This is a genomic window from Pseudomonas sp. H1_A03 (assembly GCF_054685145.1).
Genome location: NZ_CP162829.1, coordinates 950,829 through 976,430, shown reverse-complemented (window position 1 = coordinate 976,430; position 25,602 = coordinate 950,829). Strand labels below are relative to the sequence as shown.

25 protein-coding genes are annotated in these 25,602 nt (G+C 59.1%); 15 read left to right on the top strand and 10 right to left on the bottom strand.

Translation table 11 applies throughout. The features are described from left to right. Positions 1 to 132 precede the first annotated feature (132 nt). Together gcvT and gcvH are read left to right on the top strand one after the other, a co-directional pair. Positions 133 to 1,215, top strand: coding sequence for a glycine cleavage system aminomethyltransferase GcvT (gene gcvT, locus AB4O35_RS04620; RefSeq protein WP_065946134.1), 1,083 nt, complete (start codon positions 133 to 135; stop codon positions 1,213 to 1,215). A 53-nt stretch (positions 1,216 to 1,268) separates the two neighbouring features. Further along, positions 1,269 to 1,652, top strand: coding sequence for a glycine cleavage system protein GcvH (gcvH, locus tag AB4O35_RS04615; protein WP_065874433.1), 384 nt, complete (start codon positions 1,269 to 1,271; stop codon positions 1,650 to 1,652). A 139-nt stretch (positions 1,653 to 1,791) separates the two neighbouring features. Here gcvH and AB4O35_RS04610 read toward each other — a convergent pair whose 3' ends face one another. The 6 genes from AB4O35_RS04610 to AB4O35_RS04585 all read right to left on the bottom strand — a co-directional run bounded on the left by AB4O35_RS04610 (position 1,792) and on the right by AB4O35_RS04585 (position 7,049). Further along, positions 1,792 to 2,934, bottom strand: a complete 1,143-nt coding sequence (locus AB4O35_RS04610; protein WP_065874432.1) for a DegT/DnrJ/EryC1/StrS family aminotransferase — start codon at positions 2,932 to 2,934, stop codon at positions 1,792 to 1,794. Positions 2,935 to 3,108: 174 nt separating this feature from the next. Further along, a complete protein-coding gene (locus AB4O35_RS04605; protein WP_003176799.1) occupies positions 3,109 to 3,423 on the bottom strand; it encodes a DUF2388 domain-containing protein in 315 nt (104 codons plus the stop codon). 68 nt (positions 3,424 to 3,491) lie between these two features. Next, positions 3,492 to 3,938, bottom strand: a complete 447-nt coding sequence (locus AB4O35_RS04600) for an NfeD family protein (RefSeq protein ID WP_065874431.1) — start codon at positions 3,936 to 3,938, stop codon at positions 3,492 to 3,494. A gap of 10 nt (positions 3,939 to 3,948) precedes the next feature. Continuing rightward, positions 3,949 to 4,869 carry an SPFH domain-containing protein gene (locus AB4O35_RS04595; RefSeq protein ID WP_046381704.1) on the bottom strand — a complete coding sequence of 307 codons (921 nt, stop codon included), beginning with the start codon at positions 4,867 to 4,869 and terminating at the stop codon, positions 3,949 to 3,951. 77 nt (positions 4,870 to 4,946) lie between these two features. Beyond that, positions 4,947 to 6,626: a GspE/PulE family protein gene (locus tag AB4O35_RS04590; protein WP_065946133.1), complete on the bottom strand. Its 1,680-nt coding sequence runs from the start codon at positions 6,624 to 6,626 to the stop codon at positions 4,947 to 4,949. An 84-nt stretch (positions 6,627 to 6,710) separates the two neighbouring features. Beyond that, complete coding sequence (locus AB4O35_RS04585; RefSeq protein WP_065874429.1) at positions 6,711 to 7,049, bottom strand: hypothetical protein; 339 nt, start codon at positions 7,047 to 7,049, stop codon at positions 6,711 to 6,713. 127 nt (positions 7,050 to 7,176) lie between these two features. On the opposite strand from AB4O35_RS04585, the gene AB4O35_RS04580 reads away from it, so the two are divergent. Then, complete coding sequence (locus AB4O35_RS04580) at positions 7,177 to 7,647, top strand: Lrp/AsnC family transcriptional regulator (protein ID WP_010207358.1); 471 nt, start codon at positions 7,177 to 7,179, stop codon at positions 7,645 to 7,647. Positions 7,648 to 7,733: 86 nt separating this feature from the next. Here the strand turns inward: AB4O35_RS04580 and AB4O35_RS04575 are convergent, their stop codons facing one another. Continuing rightward, a complete protein-coding gene (locus AB4O35_RS04575; RefSeq protein ID WP_065874428.1) occupies positions 7,734 to 9,101 on the bottom strand; it encodes a CYTH domain-containing protein in 1,368 nt (455 codons plus the stop codon). A gap of 158 nt (positions 9,102 to 9,259) precedes the next feature. Between AB4O35_RS04575 and argE the strand changes: the two genes are divergently transcribed. The 4 genes from argE to AB4O35_RS04555 all read left to right on the top strand — a co-directional run bounded on the left by argE (position 9,260) and on the right by AB4O35_RS04555 (position 14,749). Further along, on the top strand, positions 9,260 to 10,408 hold the full coding sequence (gene argE / locus AB4O35_RS04570) for an acetylornithine deacetylase (protein ID WP_065874427.1): 1,149 nt from the start codon (positions 9,260 to 9,262) through the stop codon (positions 10,406 to 10,408). Positions 10,409 to 10,541: 133 nt separating this feature from the next. Next, positions 10,542 to 11,840: an amino-acid N-acetyltransferase gene (gene argA / locus AB4O35_RS04565; RefSeq protein WP_049711030.1), complete on the top strand. Its 1,299-nt coding sequence runs from the start codon at positions 10,542 to 10,544 to the stop codon at positions 11,838 to 11,840. Positions 11,841 to 12,463: 623 nt separating this feature from the next. Then, positions 12,464 to 13,819, top strand: coding sequence for an OprD family porin (locus AB4O35_RS04560; protein WP_065874426.1), 1,356 nt, complete (start codon positions 12,464 to 12,466; stop codon positions 13,817 to 13,819). A gap of 291 nt (positions 13,820 to 14,110) precedes the next feature. Continuing rightward, positions 14,111 to 14,749: a peroxiredoxin gene (locus AB4O35_RS04555; RefSeq protein ID WP_065880219.1), complete on the top strand. Its 639-nt coding sequence runs from the start codon at positions 14,111 to 14,113 to the stop codon at positions 14,747 to 14,749. Between the two features lie 75 nt (positions 14,750 to 14,824). On the opposite strand, the gene AB4O35_RS04550 is transcribed toward AB4O35_RS04555, so the two are convergent. Further along, the gene (locus AB4O35_RS04550) at positions 14,825 to 15,058 is read right to left on the bottom strand and encodes a hypothetical protein (protein ID WP_139132519.1); all 234 of its coding nucleotides are present in this window, start codon (positions 15,056 to 15,058) and stop codon (positions 14,825 to 14,827) included. Here AB4O35_RS04550 and ssuE point away from each other — a divergent pair. From ssuE to AB4O35_RS04520, 6 genes are all read left to right on the top strand, one after another. Next, complete coding sequence (gene ssuE, locus AB4O35_RS04545; RefSeq protein WP_065874424.1) at positions 15,057 to 15,650, top strand: NADPH-dependent FMN reductase; 594 nt, start codon at positions 15,057 to 15,059, stop codon at positions 15,648 to 15,650. The genes AB4O35_RS04550 and ssuE overlap by 2 nt on opposite strands. A 95-nt stretch (positions 15,651 to 15,745) precedes the next feature. After that, positions 15,746 to 16,714: a sulfonate ABC transporter substrate-binding protein gene (locus AB4O35_RS04540; protein WP_065946132.1), complete on the top strand. Its 969-nt coding sequence runs from the start codon at positions 15,746 to 15,748 to the stop codon at positions 16,712 to 16,714. Between the two features lie 25 nt (positions 16,715 to 16,739). Beyond that, positions 16,740 to 17,888 (top strand): FMNH2-dependent alkanesulfonate monooxygenase, encoded by a 1,149-nt coding sequence (ssuD, locus tag AB4O35_RS04535; protein ID WP_065946131.1) that lies wholly within the window; start codon positions 16,740 to 16,742, stop codon positions 17,886 to 17,888. 9 nt (positions 17,889 to 17,897) lie between these two features. Beyond that, positions 17,898 to 18,686 (top strand): aliphatic sulfonate ABC transporter permease SsuC, encoded by a 789-nt coding sequence (gene ssuC / locus AB4O35_RS04530; RefSeq protein WP_065874421.1) that lies wholly within the window; start codon positions 17,898 to 17,900, stop codon positions 18,684 to 18,686. Beyond that, positions 18,683 to 19,489, top strand: a complete 807-nt coding sequence (gene ssuB / locus AB4O35_RS04525; RefSeq protein ID WP_065880217.1) for an aliphatic sulfonates ABC transporter ATP-binding protein — start codon at positions 18,683 to 18,685, stop codon at positions 19,487 to 19,489. The genes ssuC and ssuB overlap by 4 nt, the downstream gene beginning before the upstream one ends. A 28-nt stretch (positions 19,490 to 19,517) precedes the next feature. Further along, on the top strand, positions 19,518 to 19,733 hold the full coding sequence (locus AB4O35_RS04520; RefSeq protein WP_065946130.1) for a TOBE domain-containing protein: 216 nt from the start codon (positions 19,518 to 19,520) through the stop codon (positions 19,731 to 19,733). 118 nt (positions 19,734 to 19,851) lie between these two features. On the opposite strand, the gene AB4O35_RS04515 is transcribed toward AB4O35_RS04520, so the two are convergent. Together AB4O35_RS04515 and AB4O35_RS04510 are read right to left on the bottom strand one after the other, a co-directional pair. Then, a complete protein-coding gene (locus tag AB4O35_RS04515) occupies positions 19,852 to 20,493 on the bottom strand; it encodes a TetR/AcrR family transcriptional regulator (RefSeq protein WP_065874420.1) in 642 nt (213 codons plus the stop codon). A gap of 247 nt (positions 20,494 to 20,740) precedes the next feature. Continuing rightward, complete coding sequence (locus tag AB4O35_RS04510) at positions 20,741 to 22,117, bottom strand: glutamine synthetase family protein (protein WP_065874419.1); 1,377 nt, start codon at positions 22,115 to 22,117, stop codon at positions 20,741 to 20,743. Between the two features lie 608 nt (positions 22,118 to 22,725). On the opposite strand from AB4O35_RS04510, the gene AB4O35_RS04505 reads away from it, so the two are divergent. Both AB4O35_RS04505 and AB4O35_RS04500 read left to right on the top strand, forming a co-directional pair. After that, entirely contained in the window at positions 22,726 to 24,084 is a 1,359-nt protein-coding gene (locus AB4O35_RS04505; protein ID WP_065874418.1) for a glutamine synthetase family protein, read from the top strand. A 58-nt stretch (positions 24,085 to 24,142) separates the two neighbouring features. Continuing rightward, a complete protein-coding gene (locus tag AB4O35_RS04500) occupies positions 24,143 to 25,507 on the top strand; it encodes an aspartate aminotransferase family protein (RefSeq protein ID WP_065874417.1) in 1,365 nt (454 codons plus the stop codon). Positions 25,508 to 25,602 lie beyond the last annotated feature (95 nt).

Below are 25,602 nucleotides of genomic sequence, written 5' to 3'. Positions count from 1 at the left end.
ACAATGCGCGGCATTCGGTGCGGCCCGTCTTTCGGGTCGAGTCGCTGGGCGTGGCTGCGGGCCTTGTAATTCAAGGTGTTTGGCACGAACGGCAACGCTGCGCACCTTCGCCACGCCCGGAAGGAGAAACCCATGGGACAGCGTACGCCTCTGTACGACCTGCATCTCGCCCTCGGCGCGAAAATGGTCGATTTTGGCGGTTGGGATATGCCTTTGCACTACGGCTCGCAAGTTGAAGAACACCACCAGGTGCGACGCGACTGCGGGGTGTTCGATGTATCTCATATGACCGTGATCGATGTCAGCGGCCCCCAGGCCAAGGAATGGCTGCAGTATTTGCTGGCCAATGATGTCGAACGTCTGCATTGCTGCGGCCGTGCGTTGTACAGCGCCATGCTCAACGAAAAGGGCGGCGTGGTGGACGATATGATTGTCTACCGCACCGAGGACGCCTATCGGCTGGTGGTCAACGCCGCCACCCGCGATCAGGACATGGCGTGGATGCACGCGCAACTGGGTAATTATCAGGTGCAGCTGCATGAGCGGCCCGAATTGGCGATGCTCGCCATTCAAGGCCCCCACGCCCGGCAGAAAATTGCCGAGTTGGTCACCCAGTCCCGCGGCACCCTGATTCACCAACTCAAGCCCTTCGAAGGCCACGCCGATGGCGATTGGTTTATCGCGCGCACGGGCTACACCGGCGAAGATGGCCTGGAGATTGTCCTGCCTGCTGATCAGGCGCCAGGCTTTTTCAACGATCTGGTGGGCGCGGGTATTTCACCCATCGGTCTCGGCGCCCGGGATACCCTTCGCCTGGAGGCGGGCATGAACCTGTATGGTCAGGACATCCACCAGGACGTTTCGCCCCTGGCATCGAACATGGCCTGGAGTATTGCCTGGGAACCTGCCGAGCGAAATTTCATTGGTCGCACCGCACTGGAAGCGGAAAAAGCGGCGGGTGTGCAGTTCAAACTGGTCGGGCTGGTACTGGAGGAACGCGGGGTTCTGCGTGCTCACCAGGTGGTTCGTATCGCCAATATTGGCGAAGGGGAGATCACCAGTGGTAGTTTCTCTCCTACGCTGAGCAAATCCATTGCCCTGGCGCGTGTACCGACGGCCACCGCCGATCGGGCCGAAGTGGAAATCCGCGGCAAGTGGTACCCGGTTCGAGTGGTCAAACCGACCTTCGTGCGCCATGGCAAGACCTTGATCTAACCTATTCCCGGCAGGCCGAAGGCCGCTGACATTACTTCTTGAGGACACAGACTATGAGCGATATCCCTGCCGACCTGCGTTTTGCCGAAAGCCACGAATGGGCACGCCTGGAAGCTGACGGCACCGTGACCGTCGGGATCTCCGACCATGCCCAGGAAGCGTTGGGTGATGTGGTGTTTGTTGAACTGGCTGAAGTTGGCGCTACGTTTGAAGCCGAAGGCCAGGCGGGTGTGGTTGAGTCGGTGAAGGCTGCTTCGGATATCTACGCCCCGGTTGCAGGCGAAGTGATTGCAGTCAATGAGGAGCTGAGCGGTAGCCCTGAACTGCTGAACTCCGACCCGTACGGCGCGTGGATCTTCAAGCTCAAGCCAAGCAACCCGACTGATCTGGAAAAACTGCTGGATGCTGCCGGTTACAAAGCCGCCATCGGCGAGTAAACGCAAAGAGTTACAACAATGCAAATCAGTGTGGGAGCTGGCTTGCCTGCGATGCAGACACCTCGGTGTATCAGTACACCGCAGTGATGCCATCGCAGGCAAGCCAGCTCCCACATCTTATTGTGGTGAGCCAGATTTTTCAGCCTGCGTTCAAGACTGCCTTGACCGCTGCCACCGACCGCTCCACATCCGCCTCTGTCATCGCCGTAAACATTGGCAATGATACGATCAAGCGCCCAACCTTTTCCGCCACCGGAAACATGCCTTCCTTGAACCCCTGCGCCCGATAAAGACTCAGCAGATGGATCGGCGGGTAGTGATAGCCAATGCCTACGCCGTGGGCCTGCATCTGCTCCATGAAGGTGGCGCGGGCCGGCAGACCGTCCTGACGCTCCGGCAGTACCAGTTGGAACAGGTGCCAGTTGCTGTTTTCGAAATCCGCCGGCGGCAGTTGCGCGCCGTATTGCGCTTCAAAGTCATCGCCAAAGCATTTGAAGTAGTGCTGCGCCAGGTTCTGGCGGTGAGCGGTGATCTTTTCGATATGGGCAAATTGCCCCAAACCGATGGCTGCGGCGATGTCGGTCATGTTGAACTTGCCACCCAGCACATCCACATCCAGGCCGTCGAAGCCTGTGCGGGTAACGCCTTGCAGGCGGTATTTTTCTGCCAGCCGCGCTTCTTCGGCATTGTTCAACACAAGGCAGCCGCCTTCGGAAGAGGTGATGTTCTTGTTGGCCTGGAAGCTGAACGACACAAAATCCCCGGTGGCGCCGATACGCTCGCCATCCCAGCTTGAACCCAGCGCCTGGGCAGCATCCTCAACGATACGCAGGTTGTACTTGTTGGCCAGTGCATACAGCATCGGCATGTCCAGGGGTAGGCCAGCGAGGTACACCGGGATGATCGCCTTGGTGCGCGGGGTAATCGCAGCCTCTACCTGGGCCAGGTCGATATTGCGAGTAATCGGGTCAATATCGGCAAACACTGGCGTAGCGCCGACTTCCAGGATCACGTTGGCCGTGGCAACCCAAGAGATCGGCGTGGTGATGACTTCATCGCCCGGCCCGATACCGGCAATGCGCAAGGCAATCTCCATGGTGCAGGTGCCCGAGTTGAAGGTACGCACCGGGCGGCCGCCAAAGTATTCCGATAACTTAGCCTCGAATGCCTGCACTTTCGGCCCGCTGGTGATCCAGCCCGAGCGCAATACATCGCCAACCGCCGAGATGGTGGCTTCGTCAATGGTAGGTTTGGAAAACGGCAGGAAGGGCTGTTGGCTCATGACGACGAAGGCATCCGTTTCAGATTGGCGATGAGTGAGCGAGGTATCAGTACGGCATGGTTGCACGGCTTGACTGAATATAGCCTGTCGTCCGTGAATGAATTGTCATACTGCGGGTTAAAACGCGGGCAAAAAAATGCCGCTTCAACAGCGGCATTTTTCAGAGCGATGAAATCACTCGGTAACGGCGTTTTTCGCAAGGATAGCGTTGGCCAGCTCCATATCCGTGGCCTGTAGGCCAGGGTTATCGGCGCGGACTTTCTGCATTGCGGCTTCCAGGTATGGACCACGGATGCCGCCGTCGCTGGCAACAAAGCTGCCGGCGTCGTCTTGTGCGGCAACCACCAGCTTGTGGTCCTTGAAGGTCAGGTACGTCGAGCCAGTAGTGGCGCCCGACGAGATGACATTGCGCCAGAAACTGTCGGCCATGGCTGAACCGACAGGAAGGGAAAGCACAGCAAGGGTTGCGACAGCATATTTGAGACGCATGATGGGTGACTCCGGTGGGTTATCTGTACATTATGATTGTAGATAGCCCAGCCGAGTTCCATCACTGACTAAACAGTTTCAACCTTTAACACCACGCCCTCCTGACTAACCACACGGACTTGGGCGCCTACAGGGCTGTCCGGGCCGGTCACCATCCACACGCCATCGCCGACTTTCACTTTGCCACGGCCGTCCACGATCGCCTGATGCACGATAAACATACGGCCGATAAGCTCCGAGCCCCGTTCGTTCAGCCCGGGTTGGTCACTTGCCTTGGCGCTGCTGCGCTGACGCTTCCACCAATACACCGCCGTCAGGATCGATAACACGGCAAACAGCAGCAACTGCCACTCCAGCCCCAGGGGCGGCACCAGGAACTTGATCACGCCCACGGCAGCCGCTGCGATACCCATCCATAACAGGTACCCACCGGCGCCAAATACTTCAAGAATCAACAGCACCGTACCCAGTGCCAGCCAATCCCAGAACGACAAATGCTGCAGGAAATCCCACATGGTGCTGGCCTCAGCCTTTCTTGTTGTCGAACGTCGCCTTGACGATCTCGCCGATACCGCCGACCGCACCGATCACCTGGCTGGCTTCCAGCGGCATCAGGATGACCTTGCTGTTGTTGGCGGACGCCAGCTTGCCCAGTGCGTCGATGTATTTTTGCGCGACGAAGTAGTTGATGGCTTGAACGTTACCGGTGGCGATCGCCTCGGAAACGACTTGAGTCGCACGAGCCTCAGCTTCAGCCTGACGTTCACGGGCTTCAGACTCCAGGAACGCAGCTTGGCGCCCACCTTCGGCCTCAAGAATTTGTGCCTGCTTCTTGCCTTCTGCTGTCAGGATCGCCGACGCCCGCAGGCCTTCGGCCTCCAGGATCTGCGCGCGCTTGATCCGCTCGGCTTTCATCTGGCCCGACATGGCTGCCATCAGGTCGGCGGGCGGGCTGATGTCCTTGATCTCGATACGGGTGATCTTGATGCCCCATGGCGCAGTAGCTTCATCAACGGTGCGCAACAGTTTTTCGTTGATACCGTCACGCTGGCTGAGCATGGCATCCAGCTCCATGGAGCCGAGCACAGTACGGATATTGGTTTGCAGCAGGTTGCGGATGGCGTGTTCGAGGTTATTGACCTCATAGGCCGCCTGGGCGGTGTTGACCACCTGGAAGAAGCACACGGCGTCGATCTGCACGGTGGCGTTGTCGGCTGTGATCACTTCCTGGGGCGGGATGTCCAGCACGCTCTCCATCACGTTGATCTTGCGACCGATGCGGTCCATGACCGGGATGATGATGTTCAGGCCAGGCTTGAGAGTGTTGGTGTATCGGCCAAAACGCTCGACTGTCCACTGGTACCCTTGGGGGACGACCTTGAAGCCCATGAACAGGATGGCGATGGCCAAGCCCACAAAAAGAAGCAGTACGGTTCCGATCTGCATAGCGATTCCCTATCTGATGGTGTCAGTGAAACGACGTTCGGCCGATTGTAACGGTGTTGTCACCGATAAGAACGGTTTCACCGCGTAACAAACAAAGGATTTGTTACCGAATCCCCAGGCGTCACCCGCAATACTTCCGCCAGAGTGGTCAGCCCCGCTTCGACCTTTTGCAAGCCAGCGCGGCGCAGGCTGCACATGCCTTGTGCAACCGCTGCCTGGCGCAGGGCCTGCACGTCGGCGCCGGGCGTGATCAGCGCCTTGAGCGCTTCGTTCAACACCATGATTTCGTAAACGCCGGCTCGCCCCCGATAACCGCTGTTTCGGCATTCAACGCACCCGACGGCCTCATGGCCCTCACCCTGCGCACGTTTGCAGTGAGGGCACAAAACCCGCACCAACCGCTGCGCCATTACGCCCAGCAAGGTAGCCTTGATTAAATAGTGAGCAATGCCTAGCTCCTGCAAACGGCTGATGGCGCTGGGTGCATCGTTGGTATGCAGTGTGGATAGCACCAAGTGCCCGGTCAGCGCGGCCTGGATTGCCATTTCCGCAGTTTCCTGGTCGCGGATTTCGCCGATCATGATGATGTCCGGGTCCTGACGCAGCAGGGCGCGGATGCCGCTGGCAAAGGTCAGGTCGATGTTGTGTTGCACCTGCATCTGGTTGAACGCGGGTTCGACCATCTCGATCGGGTCTTCCACGGTGCACAGGTTGACCTCCCGGGTCGCCAGTTGCCTGAGCGTGGTGTAAAGGGTGCTGGTCTTGCCCGAACCCGTAGGGCTGGTGACCAGGATGATGCCGTTGGTCTGGCCAGTCATGGCGAGCCAGCGTTGTTGGTCCTCACTGGACAGGCCTAACTGGTCAAAGCCCTTGAGCAGCACTTGCGGGTCGAAAATCCGCATCACCAGTTTCTCGCCAAATGCCGTCGGCAACGTGGAAAGGCGCAGTTCGACTTCAGCCCCCGTCGGGCTTTTGGTCTTGACCCGGCCGTCCTGTGGCCTGCGTTTTTCCGCCACGTTCATGCGGCCCAGGCTCTTCAGGCGGCTGACCACGGCCATCGTGACCTGTGGCGGAAACTGATAGACATCATGCAGCAGCCCATCGATGCGAAAGCGCACACGGCCCTGTTCACGGCACGGTTCAATATGGATATCGCTGGCGCGCTGGGCAAAGGCGTACTGCAGCAGCCAGTCGACGATGTTGACGATATGCGCATCGTTGGCATCCGGCTCCTGGTCGCTGGCGCCAAGGTTGAGCAGGTCGACATTGCCAGGGGCCGCGACCTTTTGATCGGCGCCGCTGACGGACTTGGCCAGCCGGTAAAACTCGCCGATACAGCGGGCGATGTCCTGGGGGTTGGCGACCACCCGCTTGATCGAGCGCTTGAGTACCTGGGCGAGCCCGGCTTCCCAGCTGGTGATGTGAGGCTGGGCGCTGGCGACGGTGACGGTCTGTGCGTCCACCGCCACCGCCAGGATGGCATGGCGTTGAGCGAAGGCGTGGGACATCAGCGGCACGACCGTCGCGACGTCGATCTTCAACGGGTCGATGCGCAGGTAAGGTTGCCCGGCATGCTGGGCAAGCCATTCGGTCAGTGTTTCCAGGTTGGGGCCAAGGGCTGCGATGCTTTCCAAGGGATGCTGGGTGTTGCTGGCCGGTAGCGCCGACAAGCGTTGCGCTATCTCGGGTGTGATCAGTTTTCCGTCGACCAAAGCCGGCAACAGCTGGTGCAGTTCCAATCGTTGGTCAGCGGGCATGAAGATTTTCCTGGATGGCAGTGGGCGTAAATCCCAGGCTAGCCAGCCCCTGAATATCTGCCTCTCAGGGTGTATTGCAGATTTTTACCGAGCGACCGCCACCATCGCTTGAGGCCCCGTAGAGTCAGCTGACCACACATTCAGCGCGCACACGTTGATCAGGTTTCGAATCTTTTCACCGATTACCTGAGCGCGGTGCCAGCTCAGGCCGTCCATCACAATGCCGATGTTCAGCAGGTCATGCTCCCTGTTCACTGTGACGTGTCGCGGTGTCAAAAACTGCAGCGCGAAATAGTTGAGCACTCGGCACAGCACATCCGGCTCCGCCTCGGCGACGATCTGGTAATGCGCCTGACAATGGGCGTTGTTGACGGCCCAAGCGTCGACGCGAGTGACAGGGTGAGTGGTTTCGACGGCGTGCATGGGAAAGCTCCAGATTCGACTGGAGAAATTTTTACATTCGCCATGGGAGATTTCTTATCTAAGATGAGCCTGTTTTGCGAATAATCGAATCAATCAATTCAAGATAAGCGCCATAGAAGGTATTTATATGCACAGCGAGCTGGACGCCTACGACCGCCGTATCCTGGCCCTGCTGCAAGAGGACGCCTCGCTTTCCAGTGCACAAATTGCCGAACAGGTGGGCCTGTCCCAGTCGCCCTGCTGGCGGCGCATCCAGCGGCTCAAGGAAGAGGGGGTGATTCGCGGCCAGGTCACCTTGCTCGATCGCAAGAAGATCGGTCTCAATACGCAGATATTCGCCGAGGTCAAACTCAACGCCCACGGCCGTTCCAACTTCACTGAGTTCACCGACGCGATTCGCGGCTTTCCGGAAGTGCTGGAATGTTATGTGCTGATGGGGGCGGTGGATTTTCTGTTGCGAATTGTCACTTCGGACATTGAGGCGTATGAGCGGTTTTTCTTCGAGAAGTTGTCGATGGTGCCGGGGATTCAGGAGGTTAATTCGATTGTGGCGCTATCCGAGATCAAGTCCACGACCAGCCTGCCAGTATTGCGCTGATCGAGCCGGCCTCATCGCGGGCAAGCCCGGCTCCCACAGGGAATGCATTCCAAATGTGGGAGCCGGGCGTGCCCGCGATGGCGATATTACAGACGCAGAAGGGTCTTCCAGGCACGGTTCTGATACACCGCAATCGCCTGATGCATCCGCGCATCCAGCGACTCATCGGTGATCGGCTGGTTGGCCAGTTGCGCCAACTTGTTCAGCTCGCCATACAGGCGGTCCAGTTCCGGAACGTCGACCACGTTACGCGCATGGTGCAGCCAGGCCTGGATGCGTTCGATACGCGGCAGTTGCTCAGCCAGGTCTTCCGGCTGCTGCTGGTAGCGCGGCAGTTGCAGGGCGACAGCATCGTCGGCCAGCAGGCGCGGCAGCCAGTTGGTGATTTGCGCAGCGCCCTGGCGATTGCCGCGCACGTTGCGGTCGGCGGTCCAGGTGCGGGCCAGCAGCCAGCGCGAAGTGCTCAGTGAGAACAGGCCCCAACGCACGTCTTCCAGTTCTTCGGCGAACTGTTCCGGCGCGGCTTTACGGATGTCTTCATCGTCGTCACCGGCTTGTACCAGTGGGCGCCAGTCTTCCAGAAGAGCATCGAGTGCGCTGCGCAGTTCGCTGGTGGATTGACGCGGCGCGGCCTGGCCGAGGCTTCCGATCAGGGCACGCAGTTCGCCGAGGGTGTCGACCCAGTCTTGCAACAGGCGCCAGTGGCCATTGAAACGGTATTGCTCGGCCAGGCGTTGGCTGCTGCCGAGCAGGTGCCACATGATCGCAGCGAAGGCATCGTCCAGCGGCATTTCGGCGTGGATCTGCGGCGCCGGCAGGCTCAACGAGTAGCTGCTGGCGTCATACAGACGGTAGCCACGCTCGGCCTTGCTGATGTCGCAAGGCATCAGCGCCAGGGTCGCGGCCAGTTCGGCGGCCAGTTCCAGCAGGGCAGCCGGATCGCCTTCGCGCAGTTCCAGTTCCAGCTCGCAGATTTCTTCTTTCTGCTTGCCGACTACCACGTGGCCCAGGTCCAGGGCGGCTTCGATCACCACCTTGGCCTTGCCACGGCCCCAGGCGATCTCGGCGCGTTCACGCACGAAATCGGTGGTGAAGATCGGCTTGAGGGTCTTTTTGTCCAGCTCAGCCAGTTGCTCGGGCCAGCATTCTCCGTCGAGTTTCTTCACGTCGAGCTTGGCTTTGGGCAGGTCCCAGTTGTATTCGTTACGTTCCGACAAACCGGCGACGCTCTGACCACGGGTCTTGAGGGTCTGGATGATGTCGTCACCGTCCTTGCGCAGGCGCAGGGCGACTTTGGCCTGGGCCAGGTCGCGCTCAGGGGTGTCGAAATACTGGTTCATCAATTCACGGCGTTCCCAGCCACTTTTGTTGCGTTTTTTCAGTAGCGGGTGCTCACGCAGCGCGGCGAGTGTTTCGCGGCTGACGCGGAGCTTGATTTCGGTTTCTTTCTGCATGGCCGGAAAATCCAGGATCGGGAGCGCAGCCGGGAAAAAGAGTGGCTGCCAAGGTCGTGCAGTGTACAGGACTGAGCCCGGCAACGTGCCGCAACGGTTTATTGTGTCGTGCAGATGGCTCTATAGTGGGGCTCATCCGTGAAGTTGAGAGACCGCGCATGCCGTTACCCTCCATGAAAGAGCAGTTTGCCGCGCTGATTGCCGCGCCTTCGGTCAGTTGCACCCAAGCGGCTCTCGACCAGACCAACCGCCCGGTGATCGATTTGCTCGCCAGTTGGCTGGGTGACCTGGGTTTCGCCATCGACATCCAGCAAGTCAGCCCTGGCAAGTTCAACCTGCTCGCCAGTTACGGCAGCGGCCCCGGTGGGCTGGTGCTGGCCGGTCATAGCGATACCGTCCCTTATGACGCCGCGCTGTGGAAGACTGATCCGCTCAAACTGACGGAAGTCGACGGCCGCTGGGTAGGACTGGGCAGTTGTGACATGAAGGGCTTTTTTGCTCTGGCGATTGAAGCGGTGCTGCCGCTACTGGATCAACCGTTCAAGCAACCGCTGCTGATTCTCGCCACCTGCGATGAAGAGAGCTCTATGTCCGGCGCCCGCGCGCTGGCCGAGGCAGGGCGCCCGTTGGGCCGCGCGGCGGTGATCGGTGAGCCGACCGGGCTCAAGCCGATCCGCCTGCACAAAGGCGTGATGATGGAGCGCATCGACATCCTCGGCCAGAGTGGCCATTCGTCGGACCCAAGCCTGGGCCACAGTGCCCTCGAAGCCATGCACGACGCCATGGGCGAACTGCGCGGGCTGCGCCTGGCCTGGCAACGTGAGTACCGCAATCCGCAATTCAGTGTGCCGCAGCCGACCCTGAATTTTGGCTGCATCCATGGCGGCGACAACCCCAACCGCATCTGCGGCCAGTGTTCCCTGGAGTTCGACCTGCGGCCCTTGCCGGGCATGGACCCGCAAGTGTTGCGCGCGGCCATCCGGCAGAAGCTTGAGCCCTTGGCCGAGCGGCATAAGGTCAAGATTGACTACGCGCCGTTGTTCCCCGAGGTGCCGCCGTTTGAGCAAGCCGAAGACGCCGAGCTTGTGCGGGTTGCGGAACGATTGACCGGTCATCGTGCTGAAGCAGTAGCGTTCGGCACCGAAGCGCCTTATCTTCAGCGCCTTGGTTGCGAAACCCTGGTACTTGGCCCTGGCGACATCGCTTGCGCCCATCAGCCGGGCGAGTACCTCGAAATGTCACGCTTGACGCCTACAGTGCGTCTATTACGGGAACTGATCGAACATTACTGCCTGAAACCTGCATAAATTAACCTCTGCCCATTCGTACATAAGGAGAGTGAGCGTGTCGCCAAGCCTGTTCCGACGATAACCATCAGCCCGCTGTGCGCTTTCACGATTCATCCTTTTTCGGCTGCTTTTTATTACAGGCCCAGGTTCTATGCCCGACTACGTTAATTGGCTTCGTCACGCGTCCCCTTACATCAACGCCCACCGCGACTGCACCTTTGTAGTCATGCTGCCCGGCGATGGTGTGGAACATCCCAACTTCGGCAATATCGTCCACGACCTGGTGCTGCTCCACAGCTTGGGCGTGCGGCTGGTGCTGGTGCACGGTTCGCGCCCGCAGATCGAAGTGCGCCTTGAAGCGCGTGGCCTGACCCCTACTTACCACGAAGGCATGCGCATCACCGACGCGGCGACGCTGGAGTGCGTGATCGACGCGGTCGGCCACCTGCGTATCGCCATTGAAGCGCGCCTGTCGATGGACATGGCCTCGTCGCCGATGCAGGGCTCGCGCCTGCGCGTAACCAGCGGCAACTTCGTGACCGCGCGCCCTATCGGCGTATTGGACGGCGTGGACTATCACCACACCGGCGAAGTGCGCCGGGTCGACCGCAAGGGTATTAATCGCCTGCTGGACGAGCGCTCCATCGTGCTGTTGTCGCCGCTGGGGTATTCGCCCACTGGTGAGATCTTCAACCTGGCCTGCGAAGACGTCGCCACGCGCGCCGCCATCGACTTGGGTGCCGACAAGCTGCTGCTGTTCGGCGCCGACTTGGGCCTGATCGATGAAAATGGTCGCCTGGTGCGTGAACTGCGCCCGCAACAAGTGCCGGCCCACCTGCAGCGCCTGGGCAGCAACTACCAGGCCGAATTGCTCGACGCCGCCGCAGAAGCTTGCCGGGGTGGAGTAGGGCGCAGCCATATCGTCAGCTACGCCGAAGACGGCGCTTTGCTCACCGAGCTGTTTACCCGTGACGGCGGCGGTACGCTGGTGGCCCAGGAGCAATTTGAACTGGTGCGCGAAGCGGCGATTGAAGACGTGGGCGGCTTGCTCGACCTGATCAGCCCGCTGGAAGAGCAGGGCATCCTGGTGCGCCGTTCGCGGGAAGTGCTGGAGCGTGAGATCGAGCAGTTCAGCGTGGTTGAGCGCGAAGGCATGATCATCGCGTGTGCAGCGCTGTATCAGATCGCGGATTCGGATGCGGGTGAGCTGGCGTGCCTGGCAGTGAACCCGGAATATCGCCACGGTGCGCGGGGTGATGTGTTGCTGGAGCGCATCCAGACCCGAGCGCGGGCGCAGGGCTTGAAGACGTTGTTTGTCCTCACCACCCGTACCGCCCACTGGTTCCGTGAGCGGGGGTTTGTACCGAGCAGCGTGGATCGTCTGCCGTCGGCGCGGGCTTCGCTGTACAACTACCAGCGTAATTCGAAGATTTTTGAGAAGGCGTTGTAGGCCCGATTTCGGCGGTCAAGCAGGTCAACGTGTGAGAGGGGGCTTGCTCCCGATGGCGGAGTGTCAGTCGATAGTACTTGACTGGCTCACCGCTATCGGGAGCAAGCCCCTTCTCATTTCTATTCCTTCAGAAGTATTGATCAGGGCCGATACGATGGCAGGCACACCGTGAAACCAGCGGTGTTGACATCAAAAGAAAGTATTAGCGATACAAAAACTGTAACAAATTGACGGGAGGATGTGCGTTTCGCCATCATGGCGTCGCTTTTTTGATCGTGAGTGACGTATGAAGCCGTACAGTCAGACTAAACGGTCTAAAAAAGCGCTGGTAAATACCCTTTAGGAATAGCTTGTGTAACGTTCAGTCTACGTAGATTGGGTCGTTTCGCGAAAATGCTTATTCCTGAATCGTATGAAAAAGAATGAAATAATTCTTTTTGGGTGTATGAAAAACTCATTACCCTGCAGGGACCAAATCAACTGCGATTAGACGAAGGTAGTAGACACACAAGGTTACGATTGACTTGTCAGTCACTATGCGGCGCTAATCGCGCATCTGTGGATCGAGGGCGTCAGACCCGAGACCAAAGAAATACAAAAATTAGAAACGAGAGGAGCGGTACATGAATAAGTCCACCTTGGCTTTGGCTGTAGCTTTGGGCGCAATCGCCCAGCAAGCAGGCGCTGCCGGTTTCATCGAAGACAGCAAGGCCACCCTGGGTCTGCGTAACTTTTACATCAACACGGATAACCGTGACGGCTCTGCAAACCCGTCCAAGAACGAAGAGTGGGGCCAAGGCTTCGATCTGCGTTTTATTTCGGGCTATACCCAAGGCACCGTTCAGTTCGGCGTTGATGCAATCGGCTTGTACGGCGTTCGCCTCGATTCGGGCCGTGGCACCAGCGGTAACATCGCCGGTACTTCGTCCGGCGGCACTGTGTTCCCAAGCGACGGCAACCGTGCGGTCCACGATTTCGCCAGCCTGGGCGTGACCGGTAAGGTGAAGGTCTCCCAGACCGAGCTGAAGCTGGGCACCTTGCAGCCTAAGCTGCCAGTTATCGTGACCAACGATGGTCGTATGCTGCCGCAAACCTTCCAAGGCGGTCAGATCACCACCAACGACATCAAGGACTTGACCCTGGTTGCCGGCCAAGTCGAGAAGGCCAAGGGTCGTAACTCCAGCAACAACGAAAACCTGTCGATCGGCGGCGCCAACGGTGGCTCCAACTACAATGCCGGCAAGTTCAGCAACAAGTTCTACTACGCCGGTGGTGACTACAAGCTCACCAAGGACCTGACTGCCCAGTACTACTACGGCAATCTGGAAGACTTCTACAAACAGCACTTCCTGGGTCTGACCCACAACTGGTCGATCGGCCCGGGCGTATTGAAGTCTGACCTGCGTTATTTCAACAGCTCGGACGATGGTAAAAACGGCGACACCGCCGCTTACTTCTCCAGCGGTAACTACAACAACTTCAACGCCGGTAAAGGCAAGGTCGACAACAACCTGTACAGCGGCCTGTTCCTGTACACCGTTGCCGGTCACACCTTCGGTGGTGGTTATCAAGTCAGCAATGGCAGCAGCGACTTCCCTTGGTTGAACCAGGGCGATGGTTCGTCGGCTTACCTGACTACCGACATGCAGATCCAGAAGTTCGCCCGTGCTGGCGAGCGTACCTGGCAAGCACGTTACGCTTACGACTTCGCAAAAGTCGGTGTACCTGGCCTGACCGCTGGTGTTGTCTACCTCAAAGGTAGCGACATCGACACCATCGCCAACAACGCTGGTCGTGCTGAAACTACCGGCCAGTCCGAGTGGGAACGCGACATCACCGTTGCCTACGTGATCCCAGAAGGCCCGCTGAAAAACCTCGGCGTCGCCTGGAAAAACGCGATGTGGCGTACCGACCTGGCGAACACCCGTTCCCAGGACGAAAACCGCCTGATCGTCAGCTACTCGCTGCCACTGTTCTAGTAGCGTGAAGCTGTTGTAACTGTGTAAAACCTTGCCCGGTGCAACACCGGGCAAGGTGTCTTACTTTCAAGTCGGGCTAAACCCCCGCAAGCCCTTCCTGAACCCCTCTGTGTACAGCGTCTCAAGGCCTTCTCGAACCTTGGAATCGATGTTGCTCCTCGCCTGCTCCCACGTCCAATGAACAGATTTTTAATATTCCTTTATCGTCTAGATAAATCGATATTTATTCTTTTTAAATAATCCGCAATCCATGCACAGTGGGATCCATAAGCACTCACCAGGAGCACCACCATGAGCCTAAGACTGGGCGATATCGCCCCCGACTTCGAGCAGGATTCCAGCGCCGGTACGATTCGTTTCCACGAATGGCTGGGCGATAGCTGGGGTGTGTTGTTTTCCCACCCAGCGGACTTCACCCCGGTGTGCACCACCGAGCTGGGCTTCACCGCCAAGCTCAAGGACGAATTTGCTCAGCGCGGCGTCAAGGCAATTGCCCTGTCGGTCGATCCGGTGGACTCGCACCACACGTGGATCGAAGACATCAACGAAACCCAGAACACCATCGTCAACTTCCCAATCCTGGCGGATGCCAATCGTAAAGTGTCCGACCTCTACGACCTGATCCACCCGAACGCCAGTGACACCCTCACCGTGCGCTCTTTGTTCGTGATCGACCCGAACAAGAAGATCCGCCTGACCATCACCTATCCGGCCAGTACCGGCCGTAACTTCCACGAAATCCTGCGGGTCATCGACTCGCTGCAGCTGACCGACAACCACAAGGTCGCCACGCCCGCCAATTGGCAGGACGGTGATGAGGTGGTGATCGTGCCGTCGCTCAAGGATGAGGAAGAGATCAAGAAGCGATTTCCGAAGGGGTATCGCGCGGTGAAACCGTATCTGCGGCTTACCCCTCAGCCTAACCGCTGATACCGAATCGCGGGCAAGCCCGCTCCCACAGGGGAATGCGATCGACTGTGGGAGCCGGGCTCGCCCGCGATGGCGTCAGTCCATGCACCACAGAATTTGAGTTATACCGAAACACATAGCAGGGGTTTTCAGGCCGTTTTTACGGCCTTTTTTTTCGCCCGGAGATTCATAATCTGTATATGCATTTAAAGAATAAACAAATGAAAAAATAAGATTTAAAGATATATAAATCTGCTGATAAGGTCTGTTCCATCTTGGCGCCATCGCCACACAGCGAACCGCTGACACCTGCTCAAGGAAATCCTGCATGTTGGTCGTAACACTTGGAGGCAGTCCCAGCCAGCGTTCGCGCTCCGGGGTGTTGCTGGATAAAACCCGTCAGTGGTTGCAAGACAAAGGCGTGGAAGTGGTGAGTTACCAGATACGGGACTTCCCGGCTGAAGACTTGCTGCACGCTCGCTTCGACAGCCCCAAGGTCATCGACCTGCTGCAACAGGTGGCGAATGCGGATGGCCTGGTGATTGCCACGCCGGTCTACAAGGCTTCGTTTTCCGGCGCGCTGAAAACCGTGCTCGACCTGCTGCCCGAACGCGCCCTGGCCCACAAGATCGTGTTGCCGATGGCGACTGGCGGCAGCATCGCCCACATGCTGGCGGTGGACTACGCCTTGAAGCCGGTGTTGTCGGCGCTGAAAGCCCAGGAATTGCTCCACGGAATTTTTGCCGAGGACAGCCAGATCGCTTATGCCGAAGGCAGCGCACAAGCGCAGCTGGTGCCGGTGCTCGAACACCGGTTGCACGAAGCTCTTGAGCAGCTCCTCAGCGCCATGGCTCGTCGCCCGAAACCGCTGGACCCGCATGTGTTGAATGAACGTTTGTTGAGTGCTCGCTGGAGCATTTAAGCGGTACCCGACATCAAGTAACACTCACCTTACTCAGCCGCCAACGGCCAAGCAGGTGCAGCCAAAACCCTATTCGCATATTTGGAGAGAGCGCCATGCGCACTGTCATCTTGCGTCGTGGTCTGGTCGCACTGTTTGCTGCGGCTGTGTCCTTCGGCGCCATTGTTCAAGCTCAAGCCGCCGAGACCTTGCGTATCGGTTACCAGAAGTACGGCACGTTGGTGCTGCTCAAAGCCAAGGGCACCCTGGAAAAACGCCTGGCCGCCCAAGGCGTGAACGTGCAATGGACCGAGTTTCCCGGTGGGCCGCAATTGCTCGAGGGCCTGAACGTCGGCTCCATCGACTTCGGCGTGACCGGCGAAACCCCACCGGTGTTCGCCCAGGCGGCTGGTGCCGACTTGCTCTACGTGGCCTACGAGCCACCCGCGCCGACCAGCGAAGCGATCCTGGTGCCGAAAGATTCGCCGATCAAATCAGTGGCCGAACTCAAGGGCAAGAAAATCGTGCTCAACAAAGGCTCCAACGTGCACTACCTGCTGGTACGTGCGCTGGAAGACGCCGGCCTGAAATACACCGACGTGCAGACTGTGTTCCTGCCGCCCGCCGATGCACGTGCCGCCTTTGAGCGTGGCAGCGTGGATGCCTGGGTGATCTGGGACCCGTACCAGGCTGCCGCCGAGAAACAATTGCAAGCGCGCACCCTGCGTGACGGTACCGGCATCGCCGACAACCATCAGTTCTACCTGGCGACCAAGCCGTACGCCGAACAACACCCTGAAGTGGTCAAGGCGCTGATCGAAGAAGTCCGCGCCGTGGGCGAATGGTCCAAGGCCAACCCGCAGGAAGTGACTGAACAAGTCGCTCCGCTGCTCGGCGTGCCGGCTGACATCACCCTGACCTCGGTGAAGCGCCAAGGCTACGGTGCGCTGTTCCTGACCCCACAAGTGGTGGCGGCCCAGCAGAAAATCGCCGACACCTTCTACCAACTCAAATTGATCCCCAAGCCCTTGAGCATCAAGGACGTGATCTGGACACCACCCGCCGCCGTTGCCAAAGCGCCGTAATCCGATTTTTTCAGGAGACAACTCCATGAGCCTCAATATTTTCTGGTTCCTGCCTACCCACGGCGACGGCCATTACCTTGGCACCGCCGAAGGCGCTCGCGCCGTTGACCACGGTTACCTGCAGCAAGTGGCCCAGGCCGCTGACCGCCTGGGTTTCGGCGGGGTGCTGATCCCTACCGGTCGCTCCTGCGAAGACTCGTGGCTGGTGGCGGCCTCGCTGATTCCGGTGACCCAGCGTCTGAAATTCCTTGTCGCGTTGCGCCCCGGGATCATTTCCCCGACGGTGGCCGCGCGTCAGGCTGCGACCCTGGATCGCCTGTCTGGCGGCCGTGCGTTGTTCAATCTGGTCACCGGTGGTGACCCGGAGGAATTGGCCGGCGACGGTCTGTTCCTCAGCCATGAAGAGCGCTACCAGGCTTCTGTCGAGTTCACCCGCATCTGGCGCCGCGTGCTGGAAGGCGAAACCGTGGATTACGACGGCGAGCACATCAGCGTCAAAGGCGCCAAGCTGCTTTACCCGCCTATCCAGCAACCGCGCCCGCCGCTGTACTTCGGCGGTTCCTCCGAAGCGGCCCAGGACCTGGCTGCCGAACAAGTGGAAATGGTGCTGACCTGGGGCGAGCCACCGGCTGCCGTCGCTGAAAAGATCGAGCAGGTACGGGCCAAGGCCGCGAAACTCGGGCGCACTGTGCGTTTTGGTATTCGCTTGCATGTGATCGTGCGTGAAACCAACGATGAGGCGTGGAAAGCCGCCGACAAACTGATCTCTCATCTGGACGACGACACCATTGCTCGTGCCCAGGCCTCCTTGGCGCGTTTCGATTCCGTCGGCCAGCAACGCATGGCTGCCTTGCATGGCGGCAACCGCGACAACCTCGAAGTCAGCCCCAACCTGTGGGCCGGCGTTGGCCTTGTCCGAGGCGGCGCGGGTACGGCGCTGGTGGGCGATGGCCCAACGGTTGCTGAACGTGTGAAGGAATACGCAGCGCTCGGCATCGACACGTTTATCTTCTCTGGTTACCCACACCTGGAAGAGTCGTATCGCGTCGCCGAGCTGCTGTTCCCACACCTGGATATCGAGCGTCCCGAGCTGCCAAAAAGCGCCGGGTACGTCAGCCCGTTCGGCGAGATGGTCGCCAACGACATCCTTCCCAAAGCTGCGTCACAGAGCTGAGGCAGCGCCATGAACTTTGAAAAACTAAGCCATCGTGTGGCGCCCTGGGTACTGCCGATTCTCTTGCTGGCGGTGTGGCAGTTGTCGGTGTCGGCGGGCTGGTTGTCGACGCGCATTCTGCCGGCGCCCAGCGCCGTGATTGCAGCCGGCGTCCACCTGGTGGCCAGCGGCGAAATCTGGACACACCTGGCCATCAGCGGCTGGCGTGCGGGCCTGGGTTTTGTGATCGGCGGCAGCATCGGCCTGGCCCTGGGCTTTATCACCGGCCTGTCGACATGGGGCGAACGCCTGCTGGACAGCTCGGTGCAGATGATCCGAAACGTGCCGCACCTGGCGCTGATCCCGTTGGTAATCCTGTGGTTCGGCATCGACGAGACGGCGAAGGTTTTCCTGGTCGCCCTTGGCACGCTGTTCCCGATCTACCTCAACACGTATCACGGCATCCGCAATGTCGACCCGGCGCTGGTGGAAATGTCGCGCAGCTACGGCTTGTCCGGGTTCAGCCTGTTCCGTCAGGTGATCCTGCCCGGCGCGCTGCCGTCGATCCTGGTGGGGGTGCGGTTTGCCCTGGGCTTTATGTGGCTGACGCTGATCGTGGCGGAAACCATCTCGGCCAGTTCCGGTATCGGTTACCTGGCGATGAACGCCCGTGAATTCCTGCAAACCGATGTGGTGGTACTCGCGATTGTGATGTACGCGATCCTCGGCAAGCTGGCCGACCTGGCCGCGCGTGGCCTGGAGCGTGTGTGGCTGCGCTGGCACCCGGCGTATCAAGTGAATAAAGGAGGTGCGGCATGACAGCTCAACAACCCCCGCGCCTGCTGAAGGGGATTCCCTTGGCGGTGCGCAAACTGCGCAAGGCTTTTGGTGCGCGCGAAGTGCTCAAGGAAATCGACCTGCACATTCCTGCTGGCCAGTTCGTGGCGGTGGTCGGTCGCAGCGGTTGCGGCAAAAGTACGTTATTGCGCCTGCTGGCCGGCCTGGACAAAGCCAGCGGCGGCGAGCTGCTGGCCGGCTCCGCGCCGCTGAGCGAAGCGATTGAAGACACGCGGTTGATGTTCCAGGAAGCGCGCCTGCTGCCGTGGAAAAAGATTATCGATAACGTCGGCCTGGGCCTTAAAGGCAACTGGCGCCCCAAAGCGCTGGAAGCCCTGGAAGCAGTCGGCCTGGCCGAACGCGCCAATGAGTGGCCGGCGGCGCTGTCCGGTGGGCAGAAGCAACGCGTGGCCCTGGCGCGCGCCTTGGTCCATCAACCGCGCCTGCTGTTGCTTGACGAGCCCTTGGGCGCGCTGGATGCCCTGACTCGTATCGAGATGCAGCAACTGATCGAAAACCTCTGGCAGAAGCACGGCTTTACCGTGTTGCTGGTGACCCACGATGTCAGCGAAGCCGTGGCCATTGCCGACCGGGTGATCCTGATCGAAGACGGCGAAATCGGCCTCGACCTGATCGTCGACCTGCCACGCCCACGGGCCCGCGGCTCGCATCGCTTGGCGGCGCTGGAAGCCGAAGTGCTCAACCGTGTGTTGTCGTTACCCGGCACGCCGCCGGAACCTGAACCTGTTTCACCGCTGCCTACGCAATTGCGTTGGGCTCAATAACTCACTTGTCCTACGAAGAGAGAACACCATGACTATTAAAGCCATCAACGTGCGTAACCAGTTCAAAGGCACGATCAAGGAAATCGTCGAAGGCGACGTGCTGTCGGAAATCGATGTGCAAACTTCGTCCGGCATCGTTACTTCGGTAATCACTACTCGCTCGGTCAAAGAGCTGGAGCTGGTGATTGGCAGCGAAGTGATTGCCTTTGTTAAGTCCACCGAGGTGTCGATTGCCAAGTTGTAATTGGCGTTGTTCTTGAGGCCGCTATCGCAGGCAAGCCAGCTCCCACATTTGACCGAGTTCCAAGGTTGGAATGCATTCAAATGTGGGAGCTGGCTTGCCTGCGATAGAGCCGGCCCTGTCAAACCAGGACTTGGCGCTTAGGCAAATACGCCGGCAAATAAAGCCCCACATACGCATCAAACACCCGCATCCCTTCCTCCGCCATGCGCGGCGTAATCAACCCATGTTGATGCACTGAGCGCGCATACACGCGGTCGCTCAGCTCCAGCGCTAACGCAAACACATCCACATCGCTGGGCAACGTCGGCACTTCAAAGTGACGGTTGAACACGGTGAGCATCAGGTCGCCCAATTCCAGATCATGCTGACGGTCGGCCTGGGTCACTTCGGTGAGCCCGTGCTGCGCCAGGATCAACTGTCGCGCGGCGGCGTCATGATCATAGATGGTGAGCATGCGCTGTTCGACGATGCAGGACAGGTCGCGCCAGTGTTTGAGTGAGTCATGCTCGATGGGTGCCTGGATGGCTGCCCGGAATGCGGCGTGCACGTCTGCGGTCAACGCCTCCAGCAATGCCGGCACGCTGGCGAAGAAGTGATAGACCGACGAAGGGGGAATCTGCGCCCGTTCGGCCACGCTGTAGATCGACAAACCGGCCACGCCTTCAGCGGCCAGCAAGGTGCGGGCGGCGTCGAGGATCGCGTCGATCCGGGCCTGGCTACGGGCGCGGGGTTTGCGAGGGGCGGCGGGACGGGTGGTCATGGAAGTCTCCTACAAGGCAGCGGGCATTGTATGAGCAGGGAGGTGTGTTGTCTGCCAGGCCGCCTTCGCGAGCAAGCCCGCTCCCACATTCGAACCGGTTTCTTCAGGAGAACTCGGTCAAATGTGGGAGCGGCGGTGCGACGATTCGACTTGCTCGCGAAGGGGCCAACTCGGTCTCCCGGAATAAACCCATAAAAAAACGCCGCAGGCCATTAAGCCTGCGGCGTTCTCTTATTGCAGCCACCGCTTACACGGTATGCAGGTACCAGTTGTACTCAAGGTCGGAGATAGAGTGTTCAAACTCCTCCAGCTCACTTTCCTTACAGGCAACGAAGATATCGATGTATTTAGGATCGATGTACTTGGCCATCACCTCGCTGTCATCCAACTCGCGCAGGGCATCGCGCAGGTTGTTCGGCAGGCTTTGCTCGTTCTGCTCGTAGCTGTTGCCTTCCACCGGTGCGTTCGGCTCGATCTTGTTGGTCAGGCCGTGATGCACGCCTGCCAAAACCGAAGCCATCAGCAAGTAAGGGTTGGCGTCGGCGCCAGCCACACGGTGTTCGATCCGCACGGAATCGGCCGCGCCAGTCGGTACGCGGATCGCCACGGTGCGGTTATCCAGGCCCCAGCACGGCGAGTTCGGCACGTAGAACTGTGCGCCGAATCGACGGTAGGAGTTGACGTTGGGGCACAGGAACGCCATTTGAGCGGGTAGGGTCTCCAGCACACCGCCGATCGCGTGACGCAATGCGGCGTTCTGCTCGGGATCCTCGCTGGCAAAGATGTTCTTGCCGTCTTTGTCCAGGATCGAAATGTGTACGTGTAAACCGTTGCCTGCCTGGCCTGGGTAAGGCTTGGCCATGAAGGTGGTGTCCATCTCATGGTCGTAGGCGATGTTCTTGATCAGGCGTTTGAGCAATACGGCGTAGTCACACGCCTTGATCGGGTCGGCCACGTGGTGCAGGTTCACTTCGAACTGCGCCGGGGCACTTTCCTTGACGATGGCGTCGGCCGGGATGCCTTGCTCTTTGGCACCTTCCAGGATGTCCTGGAGGCAGTCGACGTATTCGTCGAGGTCGTCGATCAGGTAGACCTGTGTCGAATGCGGGCGTTTACCGGAGATCGGCGAGCGGGGCGGTTGCGGGCGGCCGTTCACGTTCTCCTGGTCGATCAGGTAGAACTCAAGCTCGAAGGCAGCGCAGATGGTCAGACCGAGGTCGTCAAATTTGCTGACAACTTGCCGGAGCACTTCGCGCGGATCGGCGAAGAACGGCTCACCTTCTAGTTCGTGCATGGTCATCAGCAGTTGCGCGGTAGGGCGCTTTTGCCACGGCTCATTGCACAGGGTGTCGGGGATTGGATAACAGATTCGGTCAGCATCACCGATGTCCAGGCCCAGGCCGGTGCTTTCCACCGTAGAGCCATTGATATCCAGGGCAAATAAAGAGGCAGGCAGGTTAATGCCCTTCTCGTAAACCTTGTGGAGGCTGGTGCGTTCGATGCGCTTGCCGCGCACCACACCATTCATATCCGCAATTAGAAGGTCTACGTACAGAACCTCAGGATGATCCTTAAGGAACGCGTTCGCTTCGTTAAGCTGAACGGCACGCGGGGGTACCGACATGATGCAACACCTTTGTTGTTAAAAATATCAATCATTGATCTTTTCTGGTTTCAGTCAACCCGAACGGCATGCCGAAGTCAAGCGAGGCCTTTTTTGCCCTAAAAAAGCGCCCTGAGGGCTTTTTTGAGGCTTTTTGGGGCGTTTTTTTGGGTTTGAAAGGCTTGGGACTCGCAGGCTTGAGCGGGCCGTGTTGTATTTTTTACGGGGGTGTTGTGTAAAAAAATGAACAAGGCTAAGCTCGATTCAAACCCATAACAGCAATAATACCGGGGTGCTTCATGTTTCGCCTGCCTCCACTTGGCGTCTCTGCCTGCTTCAGACAGGCTTTGTCATCATTCCATTCTTCCTGTGTAAACACCCGCAGCCCGGTCAATATTCTTGACGCCTCGGCTGACCTCGTCTTTGCCCATTCGCTTTCCTCTTGCCTGCTTCTGAGCGGCTCCCGTGCAGGGTGCTGCTCATGATTCTGCACGAGTTTGGCCTGAGGAATGCAACGCTGCAGCAAATGGCAGGTAAGCTCCTACCCTGAATGAAAAAACGACGCGGATGCTGCGTCAAACAACGCCTGGCCTTTAACGGATGCCAGGAAACCCAGCCCAGAGGCATTTATGAGTAACAACCTCGACCAGCTCACCGATTGGTTGAAAGACCACAAGATCACAGAAGTCGAATGCATGATTGGCGACCTTACGGGTATCACCCGTGGCAAGATCTCGCCAACCAACAAATTCATTGCTGAAAAAGGCATGCGCCTGCCCGAGAGCGTTCTGTTGCAGACCGTGACTGGCGACTATGTCGAAGACGACATCTATTACGAATTGCTCGACCCGGCCGACATCGACATGATCTGCCGCCCCGACCAGAACGCGGTATTCCTGGTGCCCTGGGCCATCGAGCCCACCGCCCAGGTGATCCACGACACCTACGACAAGCAAGGCAACCCGATCGAGCTGTCGCCGCGCAACGTGCTCAAGAAAGTCCTCAAGCTTTACTCCGACAAAGGCTGGCAGCCCATCGTGGCACCGGAGATGGAGTTTTACCTGACCAAACGTTGCGAAGACCCGGACTTCCCGCTGCAACCGCCGATTGGCCGGTCCGGTCGCCCGGAGACCGGTCGGCAGTCCTTCTCTATAGAAGCGGCCAACGAATTCGACCCTTTGTTCGAAGACGTCTACGACTGGTGCGAGCTGCAGGAACTGGACCTCGACACGCTGATTCATGAAGACGGCACGGCGCAGATGGAAATCAACTTCCGTCACGGCGATGCGCTGTCCCTGGCCGACCAGATCCTGGTGTTCAAGCGCACCATGCGTGAGGCCGCACTCAAGCACAACGTGGCCGCCACCTTTATGGCCAAGCCGATGACCGGCGAGCCTGGCAGCGCGATGCATTTGCACCAGAGCATCATCGACATCGCCACCGGCAAGAACGTCTTCTCCAATGAAGACGGGAGCATGAGCCAGCTGTTCCTCAACCACATTGGCGGCCTGCAGAAATTCATTCCTGAATTGCTGCCGCTGTTTGCCCCCAACGTGAACTCGTTCCGCCGCTTCCTGCCCGACACCTCGGCGCCGGTGAACGTGGAATGGGGCGAAGAAAATCGCACGGTCGGCCTGCGCGTACCGGATGCCGGCCCGCAGAACCGCCGTGTGGAAAACCGCCTGCCGGGCGCCGACGCCAACCCGTACCTGGCGATTGCCGCCAGCTTATTGTGTGGCTACATCGGCATGGTCGAAGGCCATGAGCCGAGCGCGCCGGTGGTGGGTCGTGGTTACGAGCGACGCAACCTGCGCCTGCCGTTGACCATCGAGGACGCCCTGGAACGTATGGAAAACAGCAAGACCATCGAAAAATACCTGGGTCAGAAATTCATCACAGGCTACGTCGCGGTCAAGCGGGCCGAGCATGAAAACTTCAAGCGCGTGATCAGTTCGTGGGAGCGGGAATTCCTGCTCTTTGCCGTCTGATGCGCCGGGCGTGTGGGGCAACCCGCGCGCCCTTCACTGAAAAGTCTAGGAGATTGGTATGTCCAGCAACAACCCGCAAACCCGTGAATGGCAAGCCTTGAGCAGCGATCACCACTTGGCGCCGTTCAGCGACTTCAAGCAATTGAAAGAGAAAGGCCCACGGATCATTACCAAAGCCCATGGCGTTTACCTGTGGGACAGCGAAGGCAACAAGATCCTCGACGGCATGGCCGGCCTGTGGTGCGTGGCGATCGGTTACGGTCGCGATGAACTGGCTGACGCCGCCGCCAAGCAGATGAAAGAACTGCCGTACTACAACCTGTTCTTCCAGACCGCTCACCCGCCGGTGCTGGAATTGGCCAAGGCGATTTCCGACATCGCGCCTGCCGGCATGAACCATGTGTTCTTCACCGGGTCCGGCTCCGAAGGCAACGACACCATGTTGCGCATGGTCCGCCACTACTGGGCGATCAAAGGCCAGCCCAACAAGAAAACCATCATCAGCCGCAAGAATGGCTACCACGGCTCTACCGTGGCCGGCGCCAGCCTGGGCGGCATGACCTATATGCATGAGCAGGGTGACTTGCCGATCCCGGGCATTACCCACATCGCCCAGCCGTACTGGTTTGGCGAAGGCGGCGACATGAGCCCGGAAGAATTCGGCGTGTGGGCGGCCAATCAGTTGGAAGAGAAGATCCTTGAACTGGGCGTGGACAACGTCGGTGCCTTTATTGCCGAGCCGATCCAGGGCGCCGGTGGCGTGATCGTACCGCCCGCCAGCTACTGGCCGCGCATCAAGGAAATCCTCGCCAAGTACGACATTCTGTTTGTGGCCGATGAAGTGATCTGCGGTTTCGGCCGTACCGGCGAGTGGTTCGGCAGCGATTTCTACGACCTCAAGCCGCACATGATGACCATCGCCAAGGGCCTGACCTCGGGTTACATCCCCATGGGTGGCCTGATCGTGCGCGATGACGTGGTGGAAGTACTCAACGAAGGCGGTGATTTCAACCACGGCTTCACTTATTCCGGTCATCCGGTGGCCGCTGCGGTGGCGCTGGAGAACATCCGCATCATGCGCGATGAAAAAATCGTCAGTCGCGTTCATGACGAAACGGCACCGTATTTGCAGAAACGTCTGAGGGAGCTGGCTGATCATCCGCTGGTGGGTGAAGTGCGCGGCGTGGGCATGCTCGGTGCGATTGAGCTGGTGCAGGACAAAGCCACGCGCAAACGTTACGAAGGCAAGGGCGCCGGCATGATCTGCCGCACGTTCTGCTTCGAGAATGGCCTGATCATGCGCGCCGTGGGCGACACCATGATCATTTCGCCGCCGCTGGTGATCAGCAACGCCGAAATTGACGAGCTGGTGACCAAGGCTCGCCACTGCCTGGACCTGACTTTGGCGGCATTGCAGGGCTAAGTGCTAGGCTCAGTGCGCAGCGGCTTTCGAGCGTTGCGCATCGAGCAGTTATAAATGAGGCTTTGGTTGAAAGCTGGCCTCAGAACTTGCCAGAC

Coding starts and splice junctions, on each gene's coding strand:
- AB4O35_RS04590 (WP_065946133.1), bottom strand. CDS start 6,626: ATGCCCGCTGACCAACGATTGGAACTGCACCAGCTGTTGCCGGCTTTG.
- AB4O35_RS04500 (WP_065874417.1), top strand. CDS start 24,143: ATGTCCAGCAACAACCCGCAAACCCGTGAATGGCAAGCCTTGAGCAGC.
- AB4O35_RS04610 (WP_065874432.1), bottom strand. CDS start 2,934: ATGAGCCAACAGCCCTTCCTGCCGTTTTCCAAACCTACCATTGACGAA.
- gcvH (WP_065874433.1), top strand. CDS start 1,269: ATGAGCGATATCCCTGCCGACCTGCGTTTTGCCGAAAGCCACGAATGG.
- ssuB (WP_065880217.1), top strand. CDS start 18,683: ATGACAGCTCAACAACCCCCGCGCCTGCTGAAGGGGATTCCCTTGGCG.
- AB4O35_RS04580 (WP_010207358.1), top strand. CDS start 7,177: ATGCACAGCGAGCTGGACGCCTACGACCGCCGTATCCTGGCCCTGCTG.
- AB4O35_RS04600 (WP_065874431.1), bottom strand. CDS start 3,938: ATGTGGGATTTCCTGCAGCATTTGTCGTTCTGGGATTGGCTGGCACTG.
- AB4O35_RS04550 (WP_139132519.1), bottom strand. CDS start 15,058: ATGCAGGATTTCCTTGAGCAGGTGTCAGCGGTTCGCTGTGTGGCGATG.
- argE (WP_065874427.1), top strand. CDS start 9,260: ATGCCGTTACCCTCCATGAAAGAGCAGTTTGCCGCGCTGATTGCCGCG.
- ssuE (WP_065874424.1), top strand. CDS start 15,057: ATGTTGGTCGTAACACTTGGAGGCAGTCCCAGCCAGCGTTCGCGCTCC.
- AB4O35_RS04540 (WP_065946132.1), top strand. CDS start 15,746: ATGCGCACTGTCATCTTGCGTCGTGGTCTGGTCGCACTGTTTGCTGCG.
- AB4O35_RS04560 (WP_065874426.1), top strand. CDS start 12,464: ATGAATAAGTCCACCTTGGCTTTGGCTGTAGCTTTGGGCGCAATCGCC.
- AB4O35_RS04595 (WP_046381704.1), bottom strand. CDS start 4,869: ATGCAGATCGGAACCGTACTGCTTCTTTTTGTGGGCTTGGCCATCGCC.
- argA (WP_049711030.1), top strand. CDS start 10,542: ATGCCCGACTACGTTAATTGGCTTCGTCACGCGTCCCCTTACATCAAC.
- AB4O35_RS04510 (WP_065874419.1), bottom strand. CDS start 22,117: ATGTCGGTACCCCCGCGTGCCGTTCAGCTTAACGAAGCGAACGCGTTC.
- ssuD (WP_065946131.1), top strand. CDS start 16,740: ATGAGCCTCAATATTTTCTGGTTCCTGCCTACCCACGGCGACGGCCAT.
- ssuC (WP_065874421.1), top strand. CDS start 17,898: ATGAACTTTGAAAAACTAAGCCATCGTGTGGCGCCCTGGGTACTGCCG.
- AB4O35_RS04585 (WP_065874429.1), bottom strand. CDS start 7,049: ATGCACGCCGTCGAAACCACTCACCCTGTCACTCGCGTCGACGCTTGG.
- AB4O35_RS04515 (WP_065874420.1), bottom strand. CDS start 20,493: ATGACCACCCGTCCCGCCGCCCCTCGCAAACCCCGCGCCCGTAGCCAG.
- AB4O35_RS04555 (WP_065880219.1), top strand. CDS start 14,111: ATGAGCCTAAGACTGGGCGATATCGCCCCCGACTTCGAGCAGGATTCC.
- AB4O35_RS04520 (WP_065946130.1), top strand. CDS start 19,518: ATGACTATTAAAGCCATCAACGTGCGTAACCAGTTCAAAGGCACGATC.
- gcvT (WP_065946134.1), top strand. CDS start 133: ATGGGACAGCGTACGCCTCTGTACGACCTGCATCTCGCCCTCGGCGCG.
- AB4O35_RS04575 (WP_065874428.1), bottom strand. CDS start 9,101: ATGCAGAAAGAAACCGAAATCAAGCTCCGCGTCAGCCGCGAAACACTC.
- AB4O35_RS04605 (WP_003176799.1), bottom strand. CDS start 3,423: ATGCGTCTCAAATATGCTGTCGCAACCCTTGCTGTGCTTTCCCTTCCT.
- AB4O35_RS04505 (WP_065874418.1), top strand. CDS start 22,726: ATGAGTAACAACCTCGACCAGCTCACCGATTGGTTGAAAGACCACAAG.